Raw genomic sequence first — 16,125 nt, 5'->3', positions numbered from 1 at the left:
GGCGTCCATCAACAGCGACGACGGTCGGGAGAGAGACGGCATGGACCGCGGGACGGTCGGCAGCGCACAGTCGGGCCGACTTCTGGTCGAGGTGCGGCAAGAGGGCACGAGTGCCGTCGTGACCCCGGCGGGTGAGTTGGATCACCACACCGCCGAACTATTGCGCGAACCCCTTGAGGGCTGCCTCGAGAAGGGGTTCGCGCGCCTGGTCGTGGACTGTTCACGACTGGAGTTCTGCGACTCCACCGGGCTGAACGTACTGCTCGGCGCCCGGCTGAAGGCCGAGGCCGCGGGCGGCGGAGTCCATCTGGCGGGGATGCTGCCGGTGGTGGCCCGGGTCTTCGAGATCACCGGGGCGGACGCCGTCTTCACCGTCCACGACACGCTGGACGCGGCCTTGGCCGAGTAGGACGGACCTGAAGGCCCCCGCGCCCCGGATGCCCCTCGGTGACCAGCGAGTTACGCGCGTCACAGGTTCCGGTCGAATCCATGGGTGTTCCAGCGGACCGGTCGGGCAGGAGACATGCTGAATATGTCGGCAGCCGGGACGAAAGCCGCAATGAAGAGGGTCCATACGAACAGCACGCGCAACAACCGACGGAAACACCGTCGATCTTCGTACTGAATCTTGCATCGTGAACTGGTGAATCGGTGAGGTGAAGCGCTGATGAGCACCACCCGGCCCTGCTCGCCGGGCGACCGCGGCCCCGAGCCCAGCGGCGCTTCCGGAACAGCCGCGCGGGGCGCGTCCGACGAGGGCGCTTCTCCCGGCTCGCCCGGGGAGGAAGCGTCCTCCTCCGGCCGGCAGGTCCGCAGGCTGAGCTTCGAGGGTGAGAGCGGTGTCGTCCCGCTCGCCCGCGACTTCACCCGCCAGGCGCTGTACGCGTGGGGCTGGCTGCCCGCCGCCACCGCCGACCGCCGGGCCGCCGCCGAGGACGTCCTGCTCGTCGTCTCCGAACTCGTCACCAACGCCTGTCTGCACGCCGAGGGTCCCGACGAGCTGTGGATCGCGTGCGACACCAAGGTGCTGCGCATCGAGGTCTCCGACAAGGGCGGGGGCCAGCCCGCACCCCGCACCCCGCACCGCGCCGGGCGCCCCGGCGGTCACGGGATGTTCATCGTGCAGCGGCTCTGCCTGGACTGGGGGGTCGTCCGCACGCCCGGGGTCGCGGGCAAGACCGTGTGGGCGGAGCTCGGCGCCCCCGCCTGACGCCGCCTCACCCACGGCGCGGTGCCCCGAACGGGCGGCGCACCGCGGTTCGAACCCTTCTTCGTTCATCACTTGTTGCGCGCCGGATCACCACAGATCCGGCGTGCACTGTGTCTTCCCTCCATAAGTCCCCGGGCGTACCTTGACGGCCCGATCTGATGTGCCGTCAGGAATGAGGGGACCGTGTCGTACCACAAGCGAACCGCCGCGCTCACGTCCGCCGTGGCCCTGGCCGGCTCGGCGGTATTGATGGCCGCCCCCGCAGCCCAGGCCGAGATCGTCAATGTCAACTACCACTGCAAGACGCCGATCGGCGACAAGAGCGCCGTCTCGCCCATCGACATCAAGGGCGTCAAGAGCGGCAGCGGCTACAAGCTCACCATGTCCTGGCAGAAGGGCGTCTCGTCCAGCCCGGTCGAACTGGGCAAGGGGGCGATGAACCCGAGCGCCACCATCAAACTGGGCGGCGCCGACAACGGCACCGTCACGGTGACGGGCCCGGCCAACCAGGCGGCGATCCCCGCCAACACGCCGATCAAGATCAACGACTTGAGCGGTACCTACACCCCGAAGAAGACCGGCAAGGTCACCTTCACGCCGGGCGTGCTGACCATCAAGGCGCTCGGCACGACGACCACGTGCACGCCCACCAACAGTCCCGGGCCGTCGCTGACCCTCGACGTCACGGCGGCGGGCGGCGGCGGCTCCGGCTCCACGCAGAGCGGCACGGACTCCGGCGGCCAACTCCCGAAGACCGGCCCCGAGGACTCCGCGATCGCGCTGGGCACGCTCGGCGGCACGGTCCTGCTCGCGGGCGCCGCCGGAGTGCTGTGGCTGACACGCCGCAACCAGGCGGTACGCCGCTGAGGCCGCTGACCGCTGAGGCCCCCCGGGTCCCTCGTACGCCAAGCAGGAGCCGCCGATGCCGTACGCCCGCCACGTCCTCTGTCTCCCCCTCGCCGCCCTGAGTCTGCTGGCCGCCGTGTCCCCCGCCGTCGCCGACGGCGGCTGGTCCGTCGCGCCCGCGACCGGCGGCGCGGGCGGGCGGCCGTACGTCTACGCGGAGGGCGAGCCCGGGACGGTCCTCCAGGACGCGCTGTCGGTGTTCAACCCTGGCGGGAAGCCGCTGACCGTCCGGCTGAGCGGCGCCGACGCGGACAACACCGCCGACGGCGGATTCACGGTGCGGCGGAAGCCGGTGGACACCGGGGCGTGGATCGGCTTCGCACGCACGACGGGTGGGATGGGGGTCCCCCCTGCTCGAGCGAAGCCGAGAGCTTGGGGGAATGTGGCGGTGCGCGCGGTCTCGGTGACGGTGCCCGCCCGGACCCGCGCCGACGTGCCGTTCACCGTGGCGGTGCCCACGGGCGCCGCGCCCGGCGACCACCCGGGCGCGATCGTGGCGAGCGCGGACGGCCGCTCGTCGGCCGTACGCGTCCAACTCCGCGTCTCGGGCCCCGCGCTGTCCGCGCTGACCGTGGAGCACGTGGCGGTGCGCGACGGGCGGATCTCCTACGAGCTGGTCAACCGTGGCACCACCGTGCTGACGCCGAGGCTCGCGGTGCGCGCCGAGGGAGTCCTCGGCCGGGTTCTGGACCGGCCGCCGCGCACCCTGCCCCTGGAACTGCTGCCGGGCCGCCGGGTCCGGCTGAGTGAGCCGTGGTCCGACCACCCGGCGCTCGACGCGGTCGACGTGCGGCTCACGGTCACGGCGGCGGGCGGGGCGCACGCGTCCGCGTCCGCGTCGGCGCGGTTCGTGCCCTGGGGTGCCGTGGGCGGCGCCGTCGCCGGGCTGCTCGCGGCCGTGGGCGCCGGTGCGGTCGTACGACGCCGAAGGCACCGCCCGCCGGACGGGCCGACGGACGACGGGCCGCGTAGGGAAGCGGAGTTGACGGGAGCGATGATGTGAAGGGGCGTATCTCGGCACTCGTGGCGGTGCTCGCGCTCGTCCTGGTGCCCTTGGCGGCGCCCGCCTGGGGGGCCGGCGGACCAACCGTCAAGCTCTCCGCGTCCCAGGCCGGGGCGGGCGGTTCGATCACCGTCACCGGCAGCGGCTGGCAGCCGAAGACACTGCTGATGATCCTGATCTGTGGGCAGTCCGTGCCGTCGCGAGGCGTGATCGGCGGCACCAACTCCTGCGCCAACGCGGACGGTCGGGCCGTCACGACCGACGCGCGGGGAAAGTTCGGCAGGAAGCTGCCGGTGGTCGAGCCGCCCGTGCCCTGCCCCTGTGTGGTGCACGTCGCGACCGCCACCGGGACCAGGGCGGACGCGGACGCGATCTTCCAGGTCGCCGGGCACGCCGTGGAGCCGCTGCCCGCCGAGTCCGCCGCCGGGCGCCTCTCGATCCTGACGGACACCCGGCTCGACGGCTCCGGCGGGCTGCTGACCTGGTTCGGCGCGCCGCCGTCCCGCACGCTCGTGTTCACCGTCGGCAACGTCGGCTCGTCGCCGGTGAAGAACCCGGTCTTCCGCGTCGGCACCTCCCACGGGGTGTTCGCCCCGCAGTGGGACGAGCAGCAGTGGCGGGGCACGATCGCGCCCGGCAAGAAGGCGCGGATCAAGCTGCCGGTGGAACTGTCGGCGGGCGCCCACGGCGACTACACGGTCTCGCTGGAGTACGGCGGGAAGGTCCTCGCCGAACAGCCGTGGGGCGTCGGCCGTCCGTGGGGTGTGACCCTCTTCTGGCTCCTGGTCTGCGTGGTCGTACCGGCCGCCGTGTTCCGCGTCGGCATGGCCGTCGTGGACCGGGTGCGGCCGCGCGGGCCGGCGAAGCGGGCGATACGCCGACGCGGTCCGCGTCTGTCCGCACTCACCCGGCGCATCCCTGGGCCAGCAGCCGAGCACGTCCCCAGGCCGGGCGCTTCCTCGCCCGCTCCCGAGAACACCACCACTTCGGCCCTGCCGTGGTTCACCCCGGACACGGATCCGGGGACCGCGGTGAACGGTCGGCTCTCCGCACCGCACGAGAACAACCCGACGACCCCGACGAAGGGAAACACGTGAGCACGCAACGGAGAGTTTCTGCGGCAGGGGGCGACAGTACGGGGGAGAGAACGGGGGAGAGAACGGCCGGGGGCAGGAGCCGGAGGGCGGGCGCGGCCGGAGTGGCGCTGATGCTGGGTGGTGCGGGCCTCCTGCTCGGCGTGGCCGCGGCCCCGGCGCAGGCGGCCGAGGTGTCGTTCGCCACGCACTGCGTGCCGCCCGCCGGCATCGACCCCGTCGACGGCACCACGAAGGTCGAGATCACCGCGCCGGCCACGGCGAAGGTGGGCGACACGGTCGACGTCGTGTGGAAATTCGTGCAAGCCGCGTCGAAGAACCCCGACATCATCGACCTGCCCGCCAACTCGGTGCAGCCGTCCGGCATCCTCAAGGCGGCCGGCGCGCAGACCGCGGACATCGCCATGCAGGGCCCGCGCGAGAACCCGGCGATCCCCAAGGGCGGCGACATGGTGCTGTCCGACATGAAGGGCACGCTGAAGCTGACGGCGCCGGGTCAGGTGACGCTGACGCCGGACGCGTACACCGTCAACGCCATGTCCACGGACACCAAGTGCACACCGAAGGAGACGGTGCAGAAGGCGGCGACGATCGAGGTGACGGCCGGGAGCGGGAGCACGTCGAGTACCTCGGCCACACCGACGGGCTCTGCCTCGGCCTCGCAGTCGGCGACCCCGTCCCATACGGCGAGCGCGTCCGCCTCGGCCTCCGCGAGCGACGGCACGGGCAGTGGCCAGACCGACTTCACCGGCAAGGAGGTCCAGGTCCCGTACGCGTGCAAGACGCCCATCGGCGACAAGAACGCCACCTCGCCCGTGCAGATCAACGCCAGGAAGAACGGCGGGAACTTCGACCTCACCGTGCAGTTCAAGAAGTCGGTGATGAACAGCCCCGCGGACATCCCGAAGGACTCGGTGAAGCCCTCGATGGAGGTCGTGCTGGGTGGCGCGGACAAGGGCACGGTCCATGTCGAGGGGCCCACGAACGCCAAGGCCATCAAGACGGGCGACCCGATGGAGATCCCGGACCTGAAGGGCACCTACAAGCCGGGCGCGAGCGGGCAGTCGACGCTGTCACCGGGCGTGCTGACCATCAAGGCCCTGGGGACGACCACGACGTGCACGCCGACGAAGACGGCGGTGTCGCTGACCCTGGACACGTCGCAGCAGCCGGACGGGGCGTCCGGCGGATCCTCGACGTCCGGTGGCACCTCGGGTGGCCTGGCCGAGACGGGGGCGAACGACCACGGCACCCTGAAGGCGCTGGGCCTGGTGGCCGGGACGGCGATCCTGCTGGGCGGCGCGGTGTTCACGTTCATGCCCCGGCGCGTCCGCTGAGGCTCCCTCGCCGCGAAACGCCGGAGGGCCGCCGTACCCACGCGGGTACGGCGGCCCTCCGGACAGCCGGGACGTACGTCAGTGGACGTCGCCCATGAGCTCCTTGACCTTCTTGCGGTACATCCACACCGCGAGACCGGCGACCACGGCGAGCACGGCCTGAAGGGCCACGATGCCCGTCTTGTTGAGGTCCACGCCCGCGATGGAGAGCAGACCGGTCGTGGCGTCACCGGCGGTGACGGCCAGGAACCAGACACCCATCATCTGGGAGGCGTACTTCGCCGGCGCCATCTTCGTGGTGACGGAGAGGCCGACGGGGGAGACCGTCAGCTCACCGACGGTCTGCACGAAGTAGATCGCGACCAGCCACATCGCCGCGGCCTTGTGACCGCCGTCGGCGATCGCCAGCGGGGCGAGGAACAGGAAGAAGGACGCACCGATCAGGATCAGACCCGACGCGAACTTCACCGCCGTGCTCGGCTCCTTGCCGCGCCGGTTCAGCGACAGCCACATCCAGGCGAAGACCGGGGCCAGCGCCATGATCATGACCGGGTTGACCGACTGGTACCAGGAGACCGGGAACTCCCAGCCGAAGATCGTGTTCTCGGCCGACGAGTCGGCGAAGATCGACAGGGTCGAGCCGCCCTGGTCGTAGATCATCCAGAACACGGCCGCGGCCACGAAGAACCAGATGTACGCGGTCATCCGGGACCGCTCGGCGCGGTTCAGGTCCTTGTCCCGCTTGATCCGGGCGATGACCAGGACGGGAATGATCAGACCGGCGATGGTGATCGGGACCAGCAGCCAGTTCAGCGTGTAGTGGCCGGAGAAGCCGACGATCGCGTAGAAGACGATCGCGACGGCGGCCCACAGCCCCGCCTTGCGCAGCGTCGCGGACTTCTCCGCGGCGGTCAGCGGCGTCGGGATCTCCTGCGAACGCGCGCTCAGGTGCCGGCCGCCGAGCAGGTACTGGCCGAGGCCGAGCGCCATGCCGAGCGCGGCGAGCGCGAAGCCCAGGTGCCAGTTGACGTTCTCACCGACGGTGCCGATGACCAGCGGCGCGGCGAAGGCGCCCAGGTTGATGCCGATGTAGAAGAGGGTGAAGCCACCGTCGCGGCGCGGGTCGTCCGGCCCGTCGTAGAGGTGGCCGACCATGGTCGAGATGTTGGCCTTCAGCAGACCCGAGCCGACCGCGACCAGGCCGAGACCGGCGAAGAAGGTGCCGGAGGACGGCAGGGCCAGGGTGAGGTGGCCCAGCATGATGATGAGGCCCGCCACGGCGACCGTCTTACGGGGGCCGAGGACGCGGTCGGCGAACCAGCCGCCCGGCAGGGCGAGCAGGTACACGAGCGACACGTACACCGAGTAGATCGCGGTCGCGGTGGCCGCGCTCAGGTGCAGGCCGCCCGGTGCCACCAGGTACAGCGGCAGGAGGGCCTTCATGCCGTAGTAGGAGAACCGCTCCCACATCTCGGTCATGAAGAGGGTGGCCAGTCCGCGGGGGTGGCCGAAGAAGGTCTTCTCGGAGCCGGGGGTGCCCGGGCGGACCGAGTCCTTCGTCAGGCTGGACGCCATGGTCGTTCCTTGCTGGTCGGGGCGTGCTCCGGTGGGGGTCCCGAGAGCCTGGGGAGGATGCGCGCCCAATGGGGCGGCCGGCACCGGCAGGATCGGTCGTCCACCCCACGCCCACGGGGTGTCCGCTCCGGTCGCGGAGCGGTGTACGGCGACCACCGGGATCCACGCCTCTACGCGCGTCGATGCGCTCAGAGGCCCGGCCACAGGTCGTTCCTTTCAAGGCCGGCGCGAGCCGGCCCGCACACAAAAGAGACCTTCAGCGTGAAGTACCGCCAAAGGTCCCCGATGGTGCTACAGGCGTTCAACTCACCATACGGCATGGGGGTGCCGGATATGGAATGACTTGAGACCAGGATCACAGGTGATTTCGGAACCGTGGACACCTATTCGAAGGTGTTCACCGGGATGGCACCCCACAGGCGCAGGTGCGGGGCCGCGCCCCGACGGAGGGCGGCGGCGCCGGATGATGACAGCCCAAGGTAAGAAATCGCGTCCGGCGATCACACCCACGATCACACCGTTGCTCCCCTCGCGGGCGGACTACCATCACCCCATGACCCGTGTACTGCTCGCCGAGGACGATGCGTCCATCTCGGAGCCGCTGGCCCGTGCCCTGCGCCGGGAGGGTTACGAGGTCGAAGTGCGCGAGGACGGACCCACCGCGCTCGACGCCGGAATGCAGGGCGGCGTCGACCTGGTCGTGCTGGACCTCGGGCTGCCCGGCATGGACGGCCTGGAGGTGGCCCGCCGGCTGCGTGCCGACGGCCACACCGTTCCGATCCTCATCCTGACCGCGCGTGCCGACGAGGTGGACACCGTCGTCGGCCTCGACGCGGGCGCCGACGACTACGTCACCAAGCCCTTCCGGCTCGCCGAACTGCTCGCCCGCGTCCGGGCGCTGCTGCGGCGCGGCGCCACCGAGCCCGCCCAGCCGCCCGCCACGCACGGGGTGCGCATCGACGTCGAGTCGCACCGCGCGTGGATGGGCGACGAGGAGCTCCAGCTCACCGCCAAGGAGTTCGACCTGCTGCGGGTCCTCGTCCGGGACGCGGGCCGGGTCGTCACACGCGACCAGCTGATGCGCGAGGTCTGGGACACGACGTGGTGGTCGTCCACGAAGACCCTGGACATGCACATCTCGTGGCTGCGCAAGAAGCTGGGCGACGACGCGGCGAATCCGCGGTACATCGCGACGGTACGGGGTGTGGGCTTCCGCTTCGAGAAGAGCTGACGGCTCGCTGCCGTAGCCGCGTAGGCGCGTAGCTGAGGGCAGTCTGCCTCCCCCAGTGCCTCAAGGGCCTGAGGATCCCCAGGGCGGTACGGGTGGGCGCCGGGGGTACCCCCTGCTCGAAGAGCTTGGGGGAGGTACCGGGCAAGCGCCGGTGAGCGAAACCCACCCCCGCCCAGCCCCGGCACCGGGTGCCATGCCTACCAGGGGCACACTGGTCGTCGTACCTGTCCCCCCGCCGGAGGCCTCCGTGCGTCGTCGTCTCATCCAGTCCACCCTCGCTGTCGTCCTCGTGGTGATCGCCGTCTTCGGCGTCTCCCTCGTGATCGTCGAGACCCGTACGATCAGCAACAGCGCCCAGGAGCGCGTCGACTCCGAGGCGCTGCGGCTCGCCAGCATCGTGGACAGTCGTCTCCTCAGTGACGAGAAGGTCAACGGCAAGATCTTCAAGGACCAGGTCACCGGCGACAGGTACGCACTGATCGACATCCCCGGCCAGGCCCCTATCCAGGTCGGCGCCAAGCCCACCGGCGATGTCATCCACTCCACGGCCAAGGGCGAGGAGGGCGAGACCGTCCGGGTCGAGGAGCCCCGCTCCGCCGTCACCCGCGAGGTCGGCCGTACTCTGCTGATCATCGCCCTGGTCGCGCTGCTCGCGATCATCGCCGCGGTCCTGCTCGCCGTACGCCAGGCCAACCGCCTCGCGTCCCCGCTCACCGACCTCGCCGAGACCGCGGAGCGCCTCGGCTCCGGGGACCCGCGGCCGCGCCACAAGCGGTACGGCGTTCCGGAGCTGGACCGGGTGGCCGATGTCCTCGACTCCTCCGCCGAGCGGATCGCCCGCATGCTGACGGCCGAGCGGCGGCTGGCAGCCGACGCCTCCCACCAGCTGCGTACGCCTCTCACGGCGCTGTCCATGCGGCTGGAGGAGATCACCCTCACCGACGACCCGGACACGGTGAAGGAGGAGGCGACCATCGCGCTGACGCAGGTGGAGCGGCTGACGGACGTCGTGGAGCGGCTGCTGACGAACGCCCGGGACCCGCGCACCGGGTCCGCCGTCTCCTTCGACCTCGACGAGGTCATCCAGCAGCAGCTCGCCGAGTGGCGCCCCGCCTACCGCAGCGCGGGCCGGGCGATCGTCAGCTCCGGCAAACGGCATCTGCGGGCCGTGGGCACCCCGGGCGCGGTCGCCCAGGTCCTGGCGGCCCTGATCGAGAACTCCCTCATGCACGGCGGCGGCACGGTGGCCCTGCGCACCCGTGTCACCGGCAACCAGGCGGTCGTGGAGGTCACCGACGAGGGCCCGGGCGTGCCGCCGGAACTGGGTTCCCGCATCTTCGAGCGCACGATCAGCGGCCGCAACTCCACGGGCATCGGCCTGGCGGTCGCCCGTGACCTCGCGGAGGCCGACGGCGGCCGCCTGGAGATGCTCCAGGCCAAACCCCCGGTCTTCGGCCTGTTCCTGTCGCGCACGCCCCTGAGGGTGCCACTGACGGGGGAGGACCCGGAGGAGTGGACGGTCAGGTAGGCGGAGATCAGGAGCCGGCGGTCGGGAAGGGAGATCAGGAGCCGACGGCCAGGCAGGACGGGCTCAGCGGTTGACGCGCTGGTCGCTGCGCTGTTGCTGCTCCGCCTTCTTTAGGATCGACTCCGCGCTCGCCACGGCCTCCACGACGGGCAGCGTCCGGAAGACCCAGGTGCGGTACGACCAGAAGCGGAACAGGGTCCCCAGGCCGATGCCGACGACCTTGAAGAGGTTGCGCTGCAGCGAGCTGTCCCAGTCGAAGCCGTAGATCGCCGTGTACAGCACGCCGTTCTCGATCACGAGGCCCACCGCGCTGAACACCAGGAAGAGCGTGAGCTCCCTCGTCCTGCCGTTCTTGTCACGGTCCCGGTACGTGAAGTAGCGGAAGCCCACGTAGTTGAAGGCGATGGCGACGACCGTCGCGATCACGTTGGCGCGTACCGCTTGCAGGTTCGTGGTGTGCCACAGGAGATTGGACACCGCGAAGTTCACCAGGGTGCCGAGGCCACCGACGAGTCCGAACTTGGCGATCTCCCGTCCGAACTGATCGAACTGCCGGCGCACCCTGCCGTGAGGCCCGCCTCGGACCCCCGTGGAACCACTGCCCATCGTGTCGCCAGCCCCCGTCGGGTCGGTCGTATCGGTCGTGTCGGTCGGTCGTATCGGCCCGGTCGGCAGGGCGTGCCGAGCCGTTCCGTCAACCCCGCCATGCTATCCAGCGGCTCAGGGCGGTGCCTGGGGACCAGTTCATGAGGATGGAAAGAAACGTCACACCCGCGGCCCCCGCGGCGGCCTCACAGGGACGGAATCCGGCCTATGTGGCGCGGCCGATACCCTAGGTGCGTGACGTTCCCGGTAGTCGGCATGGTCGGCGGGGGTCAGCTCGCTCGTATGACACACGAGGCGGGCATCCCGCTCGGCATCAGGTTCAAGCTCCTCAGTGACACTCCTCAGGATTCCGCGGCGCAGGTCGTCAGCGATGTCGTCATCGGCGACTACCGCGACCTGGACACGCTGCGCGCCTTCGCACAGGGCTGCGACGTGATCACGTTCGATCACGAACATGTGCCCACCGAGCACCTGCGGGCCCTCGAGGCTGACGGCATCCCCGTCCGCCCCGGCCCGGACGCGCTCGTGCACGCCCAGGACAAGGGCGTGATGCGTGCGAAGCTCGATGCGATCGGCGTGCCGTGTCCACGCCACCGGATCGTGAGCGACCCGGGGGACGTCGCCGCCTTCGCGGCCGAGGGCGACGGTTTCCCGGTCGTTCTGAAGACCGTCCGCGGCGGCTACGACGGCAAGGGCGTGTGGGTCGTACGGTCGGTCGAGGAGGCCGCCGAGCCGTTCCGCGCCGGCGTCCCGGTCCTCGCCGAGGAGAAGGTCGACTTCGTACGGGAGCTGGCCGCCAACGTCGTACGGTCGCCGCACGGGCAGGCCGTCGCGTACCCGGTCGTCGAGTCGCAGCAGGTCAACGGCGTCTGTGACACGGTCATCGCGCCCGCCCCCGACCTGGACGAGGCCCTCGCCCTCCAGGCCGAGGAGATGGCCCTGCGCATCGCCAAGGAACTGGGCGTCGTCGGCCACCTCGCCGTCGAGCTGTTCCAGACCCGCGACGGCCGCATCCTCGTCAACGAGCTGGCGATGCGCCCCCACAACTCGGGCCACTGGACCCAGGACGGCTCGATCACCTCGCAGTTCGCCAACCACGTACGGGCCGTCCTCGACCTCCCGCTCGGCGACCCGCGCCCGCGGGCCCAGTGGACGGTCATGGTCAACGTCCTCGGCGGCGACTACCCGGACATGTACTCCGCGTACCTGCACTGCATGGCCCGCGATCCGAAGCTCAAGATCCACATGTACGGCAAGGACGTGAAGCCCGGCCGCAAGGTCGGTCACGTCAACACTTACGGCGACGACCTCGACGACGTGCTGGAGCGCGCCCGTCACGCTGCCGGCTACCTGAGAGGCACGATCACCGAATGAGCCCTGTTGTAGGCATCGTCATGGGGTCCGACTCCGACTGGCCCGTCATGGAGGCCGCCGCCCAGGCCCTCGACGAGTTCGAGATCGCGTACGAGGTCGATGTCGTCTCCGCGCACCGCATGCCGCGCGAGATGGTCGCGTACGGCGAGCAGGCCGCGGACCGCGGCCTGAAGGTGATCATCGCGGGCGCGGGCGGTGCCGCGCACCTGCCGGGCATGCTCGCCTCCGTCACCCCGCTGCCGGTCATCGGCGTGCCCGTGCCGCTGAAGTACCTCGACGGCATGGACAGCCTCCTGTCGATCGTGCAGATGCCGGCCGGCGTACCGGTCGCGACCGTCTCCGTCGGCGGTGCCCGTAACGCCGGTCTGCTCGCGGCCCGCATCCTGGCCGCGCATGACGAGGAACTCCTCGTGAAGATGCGCGAGTTCCAGCAGGACCTCAACGACCAGGCCACCGAGAAGGGCAAGCGCCTGCGCGCCAAGGTCGAGGGATCGGCCGCGGGCTTCGGCTTCGGTTCGGGGAAGTGACCGCGGTGAGCTCTCTGGAGGCAGCCCGGGAACTCCTGCGCGAGTTCCCGGTCGTCGACGGCCACAACGACCTGCCCTGGGCGCTGCGCGAGCAGGTCCGCTACGACCTCGACGCCCGCGACATCGCCACCCCCCAGAACGCGCACCTGCACACGGACATCCCCCGCCTGCGCGAGGGCGGGGTCGGGGCCCAGTTCTGGTCGGTGTACGTGCGCAGCGACCTCCCGGACGCGGTGCCCTCGACGCTCGAACAGATCGACGGCGTACGGCAGTTGATCGACCGTTACCCGACGGACCTGCGACGGGCCCTGACCGCCGCCGACATGGAGGCGGCGCGCGCGGAAGGCCGTATCGCCTCCCTCATGGGCGCGGAGGGCGGCCACTCGATCGCGGGCTCCCTCGGCACGCTGCGGGGCCTGTACGAGCTGGGCGTGCGCTACATGACCCTCACCCACAACGACAACGTGGCGTGGGCGGACTCGGCGACCGACGAGCCGGGGGTCGGCGGCCTGTCGGACTTCGGCCGCGAGGTGGTCCGGGAGATGAACCGCCTCGGCATGCTCGTCGACCTCTCCCACGTGGCGGCGACGACGATGCGGGACGCGCTGGACACGACGGCCGCGCCGGTGATCTTCTCCCACTCCTCCTCGCGGGCCGTGTGCGACCACCCGCGCAACATCCCGGACGACGTCCTCGAACGCCTTCCCGCCAACGGCGGCGTGGCGATGGTGACGTTCGTGCCGAAGTTCGTGCTCCAGGCGGCGGTGGACTGGACCGCCGCGGCGGACGAGAACATGCGCGCGCACGGCTTCCACCACCTCGCCACGACCCCCGAGGCGATGAAGGTCCACCGCGCTTTCGAGGAGGCCAACCCGCGCCCGGTCGCCACGGTCGCGACGGTCGCCGACCACCTCGACCACATGCGCGAGGTGGCGGGCATCGACCACCTGGGCATCGGCGGGGACTACGACGGCACGGCCTTCACTCCGGACGGCCTCAGCGACGTCTCCGGCTACCCCAACCTGATCGCGGAACTGCTGGACCGCGGCTGGTCGAAGCCGGACCTGGCCAAGCTGACCTGGCAGAACGCGGTACGGGTGCTGGGTGCGGCCGAGGACGTGGCCCGCGAGCTCCAGGCTCAGCGAGGCCCGTCGAACGCGACGCTGGAGCAGCTCGACGGCTGACGTCGACGGGAAGGGGGGCGCCGACCACGGTCGGCGCCCCCCTTTTTTATGTGTGGTGCACCTCAGCCCGCGCAGAGGCAGAACGGGTGTCCCGCCGGGTCCGCGTACACCCGCCAGGTGCGTGAGCGGTCCTCCGCGTCCAGGGGCCGGGCGCCGAGTGCGAGGACGCCCTTCTCGGCCGCGTCCAGGTCGTCGACCACCAGGTCCAGGTGGAACTGCTGCGAGTCGTCGGGGGCCGGCCACTTCGGCGGTACGTGCCCGGGCGCGGCCTGGAACGCCAGCGAGCTGCCCTCGGGCACCTTCAGGTCGACCCAGTCGCCGTCGCCCTCCACCGTGCCGCCGAGCACCTCGGCGTAGAAACCGGCGAGCGAGCGCGGGTCGGGACAGTCCAGGACGACGACACCCAGCTTGGCGAGAGCCATGACTCTTCCTCCTCGAAGTCCGAGTTACCCATCTGGGTTACCTGTAGAGACGAGTAACCAGTAACCGTTACCGCATGCTCCCGTATTGGGGGTAACCTCGCAAGCGAAATGCCGAGAGGTAACGTCACCGGCATGAGGTTGCGGACATGTGGGTGCGGACATGAGTGACAGAGCCCCCGCTCCCGGAGGCCTCGCCCTGGTCGAGGCCCTGGTCAACACCGTGGACCTGGAATCGGGCAGCGACCGCCTGGACACCGCCGAGGGACGCGCCGAGTTCGGTGTCGCGGAAGGGGACCTGGCGGACGTACGGGAGCTGCGGGAGTCCCTGCGTGCCGTCTGCCTGGCGCACGCCGGCCACCCCCCGCACCGCGAGGTGACGCCCCTGGGCGCGCTGCTCGCGCGGGCGCCGCTGCTGGTGGCCGTCGACGAACGGGACGGCTCGGCGACCCTCGCCCCCGCCGACGGGGCATCCCTGCTGTCCCGCGTGGCGGCGGCGGTCGCGGAAGCCCTCACCGCGGGCACCTGGCTGCGCCTCAAGGCCTGCGAACTGCCCGAGTGCCACTGGGCCTACTACGACCGCAGCCCCGCCGGGAAGGGCCGCTGGTGCTCGATGTCGGTGTGCGGGGCGCGCGTGAAGATGCGGCGGTACCGGGCCAAGTAGGCCCCCGAGGTGGACACTTCGGTACTCGCCGGTCGCACGTGACCGCGGTGGTGCAGAATGCAACAAGACGCCGGTCCGGCCGACTGAGCCTCGGCCGGACCGGCGTCACCCGTCCGTCTACGCGGTGGGACGGCCCATCGCCCGGTACGTCCACCCCGCCCGGCGCCACAGCTCCGGGTCGAGCGCGTTGCGGCCGTCGAGGAGGACGCGGGAGGTGGCCGCCTCGCCCAGCACCGCCGGGTCCAGCTCGCGGAACTCGCGCCACTCCGTGAGGTGCAGGACGACGTCGGCACCGCGCACCGCGTCCACGGCCGAGTGGGCGTACCCGAGTGTCGGGAAGATCCGCCGGGCGTTCTCCATGCCCTTGGGGTCGTAGACCGTGACCTGGCCGCCCTGGAGGTGGATCTGCCCGGCGACGTTCAGCGCGGGCGAGTCGCGTACGTCGTCCGAGTCCGGCTTGAACGTCGCGCCGAGCACCGCCACCCGCTTGCCGAGGAACGAGCCGCCGCCCAGTGCCTCACGCGCCATCTCCACCATCTGGCCGCGGCGGCGCATGTTGATGGAGTCGATCTCGCGCAGGAAGGTCAGCGCCTGGTCGGCCCCCAGCTCGCCGGCCCGCGCCATGAAGGCCCGGATGTCCTTCGGCAGACAGCCGCCGCCGAACCCGATCCCGGCCCGCAGGAACTTCTTCCCGATCCGGTCGTCGTACCCGATCGCCTCCGCCAGCTTGGCCACGTCACCGCCCGCGGCCTCGCACACCTCCGCCATCGCGTTGATGAAGGAGATCTTGGTGGCGAGGAACGAGTTCGCGGAGGTCTTGACCAGCTCGGCGGTCGGGAAGTCGGTCACGACGAACGGCGAGCCCTCCGCCACCGGCGTGGCGTACACCTCGCGCAGCAGCTTCTCGGCCCGCTCGCTGCGCACGCCGACCACGATCCGGTCGGGGTGCAGCGTGTCCTCGACGGCGAAGCCCTCACGCAGGAACTCCGGGTTCCAGGCCAGCTCGGCGTCCTCGCCGACAGGCGCGTGCTCGGCGAGGTACGCGGCCAGGCGGTCCGCGGAGCCGACGGGCACGGTCGACTTGCCCACCACGAGGGCGGGGGCCTTCAGGTGCGGGGCGAGGGAGGTGATCGCGGCGTCGACGTACGACATGTCACAGGCGTACTCGCCGTGCTTCTGCGGGGTGTTCACACAGACGAAGTGGATGTCGCCGAACTCGGCCAGCTCGGCCCAGTCCATGGTGAACCGCAGTCGCCCCGTGGAGCCCTCGAGGCCGGCGACGTGTTTGCGCAGCAGCTCCTCAAGGCCGGGCTCGTACATCGGGACCTCGCCGCGCCGGAGCATCTCGATCTTCTCGGGAACGACGTCCAGCCCCAATACCTCGAACCCCATCTCGGCCATGGCCGCGGCGTGCGTGGCGCCAAGGTAGCCGGTGCCGATCACGGTGATCTTGAGGCTCATGGGTGC

The 16,125-nt window shown here is 70.8% G+C and carries 16 protein-coding genes; 12 read left to right on the top strand and 4 right to left on the bottom strand.

Annotated elements, in window-relative coordinates; genetic code table 11:
* Positions 1-40 precede the first annotated feature (40 nt).
* From Q2K21_RS31825 to Q2K21_RS31800, 6 genes are all read left to right on the top strand, one after another.
* Positions 41-409 (top strand): STAS domain-containing protein, encoded by a 369-nt coding sequence (locus Q2K21_RS31825; protein ID WP_310778232.1) that lies wholly within the window; start codon positions 41-43, stop codon positions 407-409.
* 258 nt (positions 410-667) lie between these two features.
* Entirely contained in the window at positions 668-1,210 is a 543-nt protein-coding gene (locus tag Q2K21_RS31820; protein ID WP_310778228.1) for an ATP-binding protein, read from the top strand.
* Positions 1,211-1,393: 183 nt separating this feature from the next.
* Complete coding sequence (locus tag Q2K21_RS31815) at positions 1,394-2,077, top strand: LPXTG cell wall anchor domain-containing protein (protein ID WP_310778225.1); 684 nt, start codon at positions 1,394-1,396, stop codon at positions 2,075-2,077.
* Positions 2,078-2,132: 55 nt separating this feature from the next.
* Positions 2,133-3,119, top strand: coding sequence for a COG1470 family protein (locus Q2K21_RS31810; protein WP_310778223.1), 987 nt, complete (start codon positions 2,133-2,135; stop codon positions 3,117-3,119).
* Entirely contained in the window at positions 3,116-4,216 is a 1,101-nt protein-coding gene (locus Q2K21_RS31805) for a hypothetical protein (protein WP_310778220.1), read from the top strand. The genes Q2K21_RS31810 and Q2K21_RS31805 overlap by 4 nt, the downstream gene beginning before the upstream one ends.
* Positions 4,217-4,326: 110 nt before the next feature.
* Entirely contained in the window at positions 4,327-5,550 is a 1,224-nt protein-coding gene (locus tag Q2K21_RS31800) for a hypothetical protein (protein ID WP_310778217.1), read from the top strand.
* A 78-nt stretch (positions 5,551-5,628) separates the two neighbouring features.
* Here Q2K21_RS31800 and Q2K21_RS31795 read toward each other — a convergent pair whose 3' ends face one another.
* Positions 5,629-7,125 (bottom strand): oligopeptide:H+ symporter, encoded by a 1,497-nt coding sequence (locus tag Q2K21_RS31795; RefSeq protein WP_310778214.1) that lies wholly within the window; start codon positions 7,123-7,125, stop codon positions 5,629-5,631.
* Between the two features lie 553 nt (positions 7,126-7,678).
* Between Q2K21_RS31795 and Q2K21_RS31790 the strand changes: the two genes are divergently transcribed.
* Together Q2K21_RS31790 and Q2K21_RS31785 are read left to right on the top strand one after the other, a co-directional pair.
* Complete coding sequence (locus tag Q2K21_RS31790) at positions 7,679-8,356, top strand: response regulator transcription factor (protein ID WP_310778211.1); 678 nt, start codon at positions 7,679-7,681, stop codon at positions 8,354-8,356.
* A gap of 247 nt (positions 8,357-8,603) precedes the next feature.
* Positions 8,604-9,884, top strand: coding sequence for an ATP-binding protein (locus Q2K21_RS31785; RefSeq protein ID WP_310778208.1), 1,281 nt, complete (start codon positions 8,604-8,606; stop codon positions 9,882-9,884).
* Between the two features lie 63 nt (positions 9,885-9,947).
* Here Q2K21_RS31785 and Q2K21_RS31780 read toward each other — a convergent pair whose 3' ends face one another.
* Positions 9,948-10,490, bottom strand: coding sequence for a GtrA family protein (locus tag Q2K21_RS31780; RefSeq protein WP_310778205.1), 543 nt, complete (start codon positions 10,488-10,490; stop codon positions 9,948-9,950).
* Positions 10,491-10,724: 234 nt separating this feature from the next.
* Between Q2K21_RS31780 and Q2K21_RS31775 the strand changes: the two genes are divergently transcribed.
* From Q2K21_RS31775 to Q2K21_RS31765, 3 genes are read left to right on the top strand one after another with little or no spacing between them, the layout of a single operon-like run.
* Complete coding sequence (locus Q2K21_RS31775; RefSeq protein ID WP_310778202.1) at positions 10,725-11,864, top strand: 5-(carboxyamino)imidazole ribonucleotide synthase; 1,140 nt, start codon at positions 10,725-10,727, stop codon at positions 11,862-11,864.
* Positions 11,861-12,391, top strand: a complete 531-nt coding sequence (gene purE, locus Q2K21_RS31770) for a 5-(carboxyamino)imidazole ribonucleotide mutase (protein WP_310778200.1) — start codon at positions 11,861-11,863, stop codon at positions 12,389-12,391. The genes Q2K21_RS31775 and purE overlap by 4 nt, the downstream gene beginning before the upstream one ends.
* Positions 12,388-13,575, top strand: a complete 1,188-nt coding sequence (locus tag Q2K21_RS31765) for a dipeptidase (protein ID WP_310778197.1) — start codon at positions 12,388-12,390, stop codon at positions 13,573-13,575. The genes purE and Q2K21_RS31765 overlap by 4 nt, the downstream gene beginning before the upstream one ends.
* A gap of 62 nt (positions 13,576-13,637) precedes the next feature.
* On the opposite strand, the gene Q2K21_RS31760 is transcribed toward Q2K21_RS31765, so the two are convergent.
* Entirely contained in the window at positions 13,638-13,997 is a 360-nt protein-coding gene (locus Q2K21_RS31760; protein WP_310778194.1) for a VOC family protein, read from the bottom strand.
* Between the two features lie 160 nt (positions 13,998-14,157).
* Here Q2K21_RS31760 and Q2K21_RS31755 point away from each other — a divergent pair, with 160 nt between their 5' ends.
* The gene (locus tag Q2K21_RS31755; RefSeq protein ID WP_310778191.1) at positions 14,158-14,658 is read left to right on the top strand and encodes a CGNR zinc finger domain-containing protein; all 501 of its coding nucleotides are present in this window, start codon (positions 14,158-14,160) and stop codon (positions 14,656-14,658) included.
* 117 nt (positions 14,659-14,775) lie between these two features.
* Here Q2K21_RS31755 and Q2K21_RS31750 read toward each other — a convergent pair whose 3' ends face one another.
* Positions 14,776-16,119 carry a UDP-glucose dehydrogenase family protein gene (locus tag Q2K21_RS31750; protein WP_310778188.1) on the bottom strand — a complete coding sequence of 448 codons (1,344 nt, stop codon included), beginning with the start codon at positions 16,117-16,119 and terminating at the stop codon, positions 14,776-14,778.
* Between the last annotated feature and the right edge of the window lie 6 nt (positions 16,120-16,125).

Source organism: Streptomyces sp. CGMCC 4.7035 (genome assembly GCF_031583065.1).
GTDB classification, from domain to species: Bacteria; Actinomycetota; Actinomycetes; order Streptomycetales; family Streptomycetaceae; genus Streptomyces; species Streptomyces yaanensis.
This window is presented reverse-complemented; position numbering and strand designations above follow the sequence as displayed.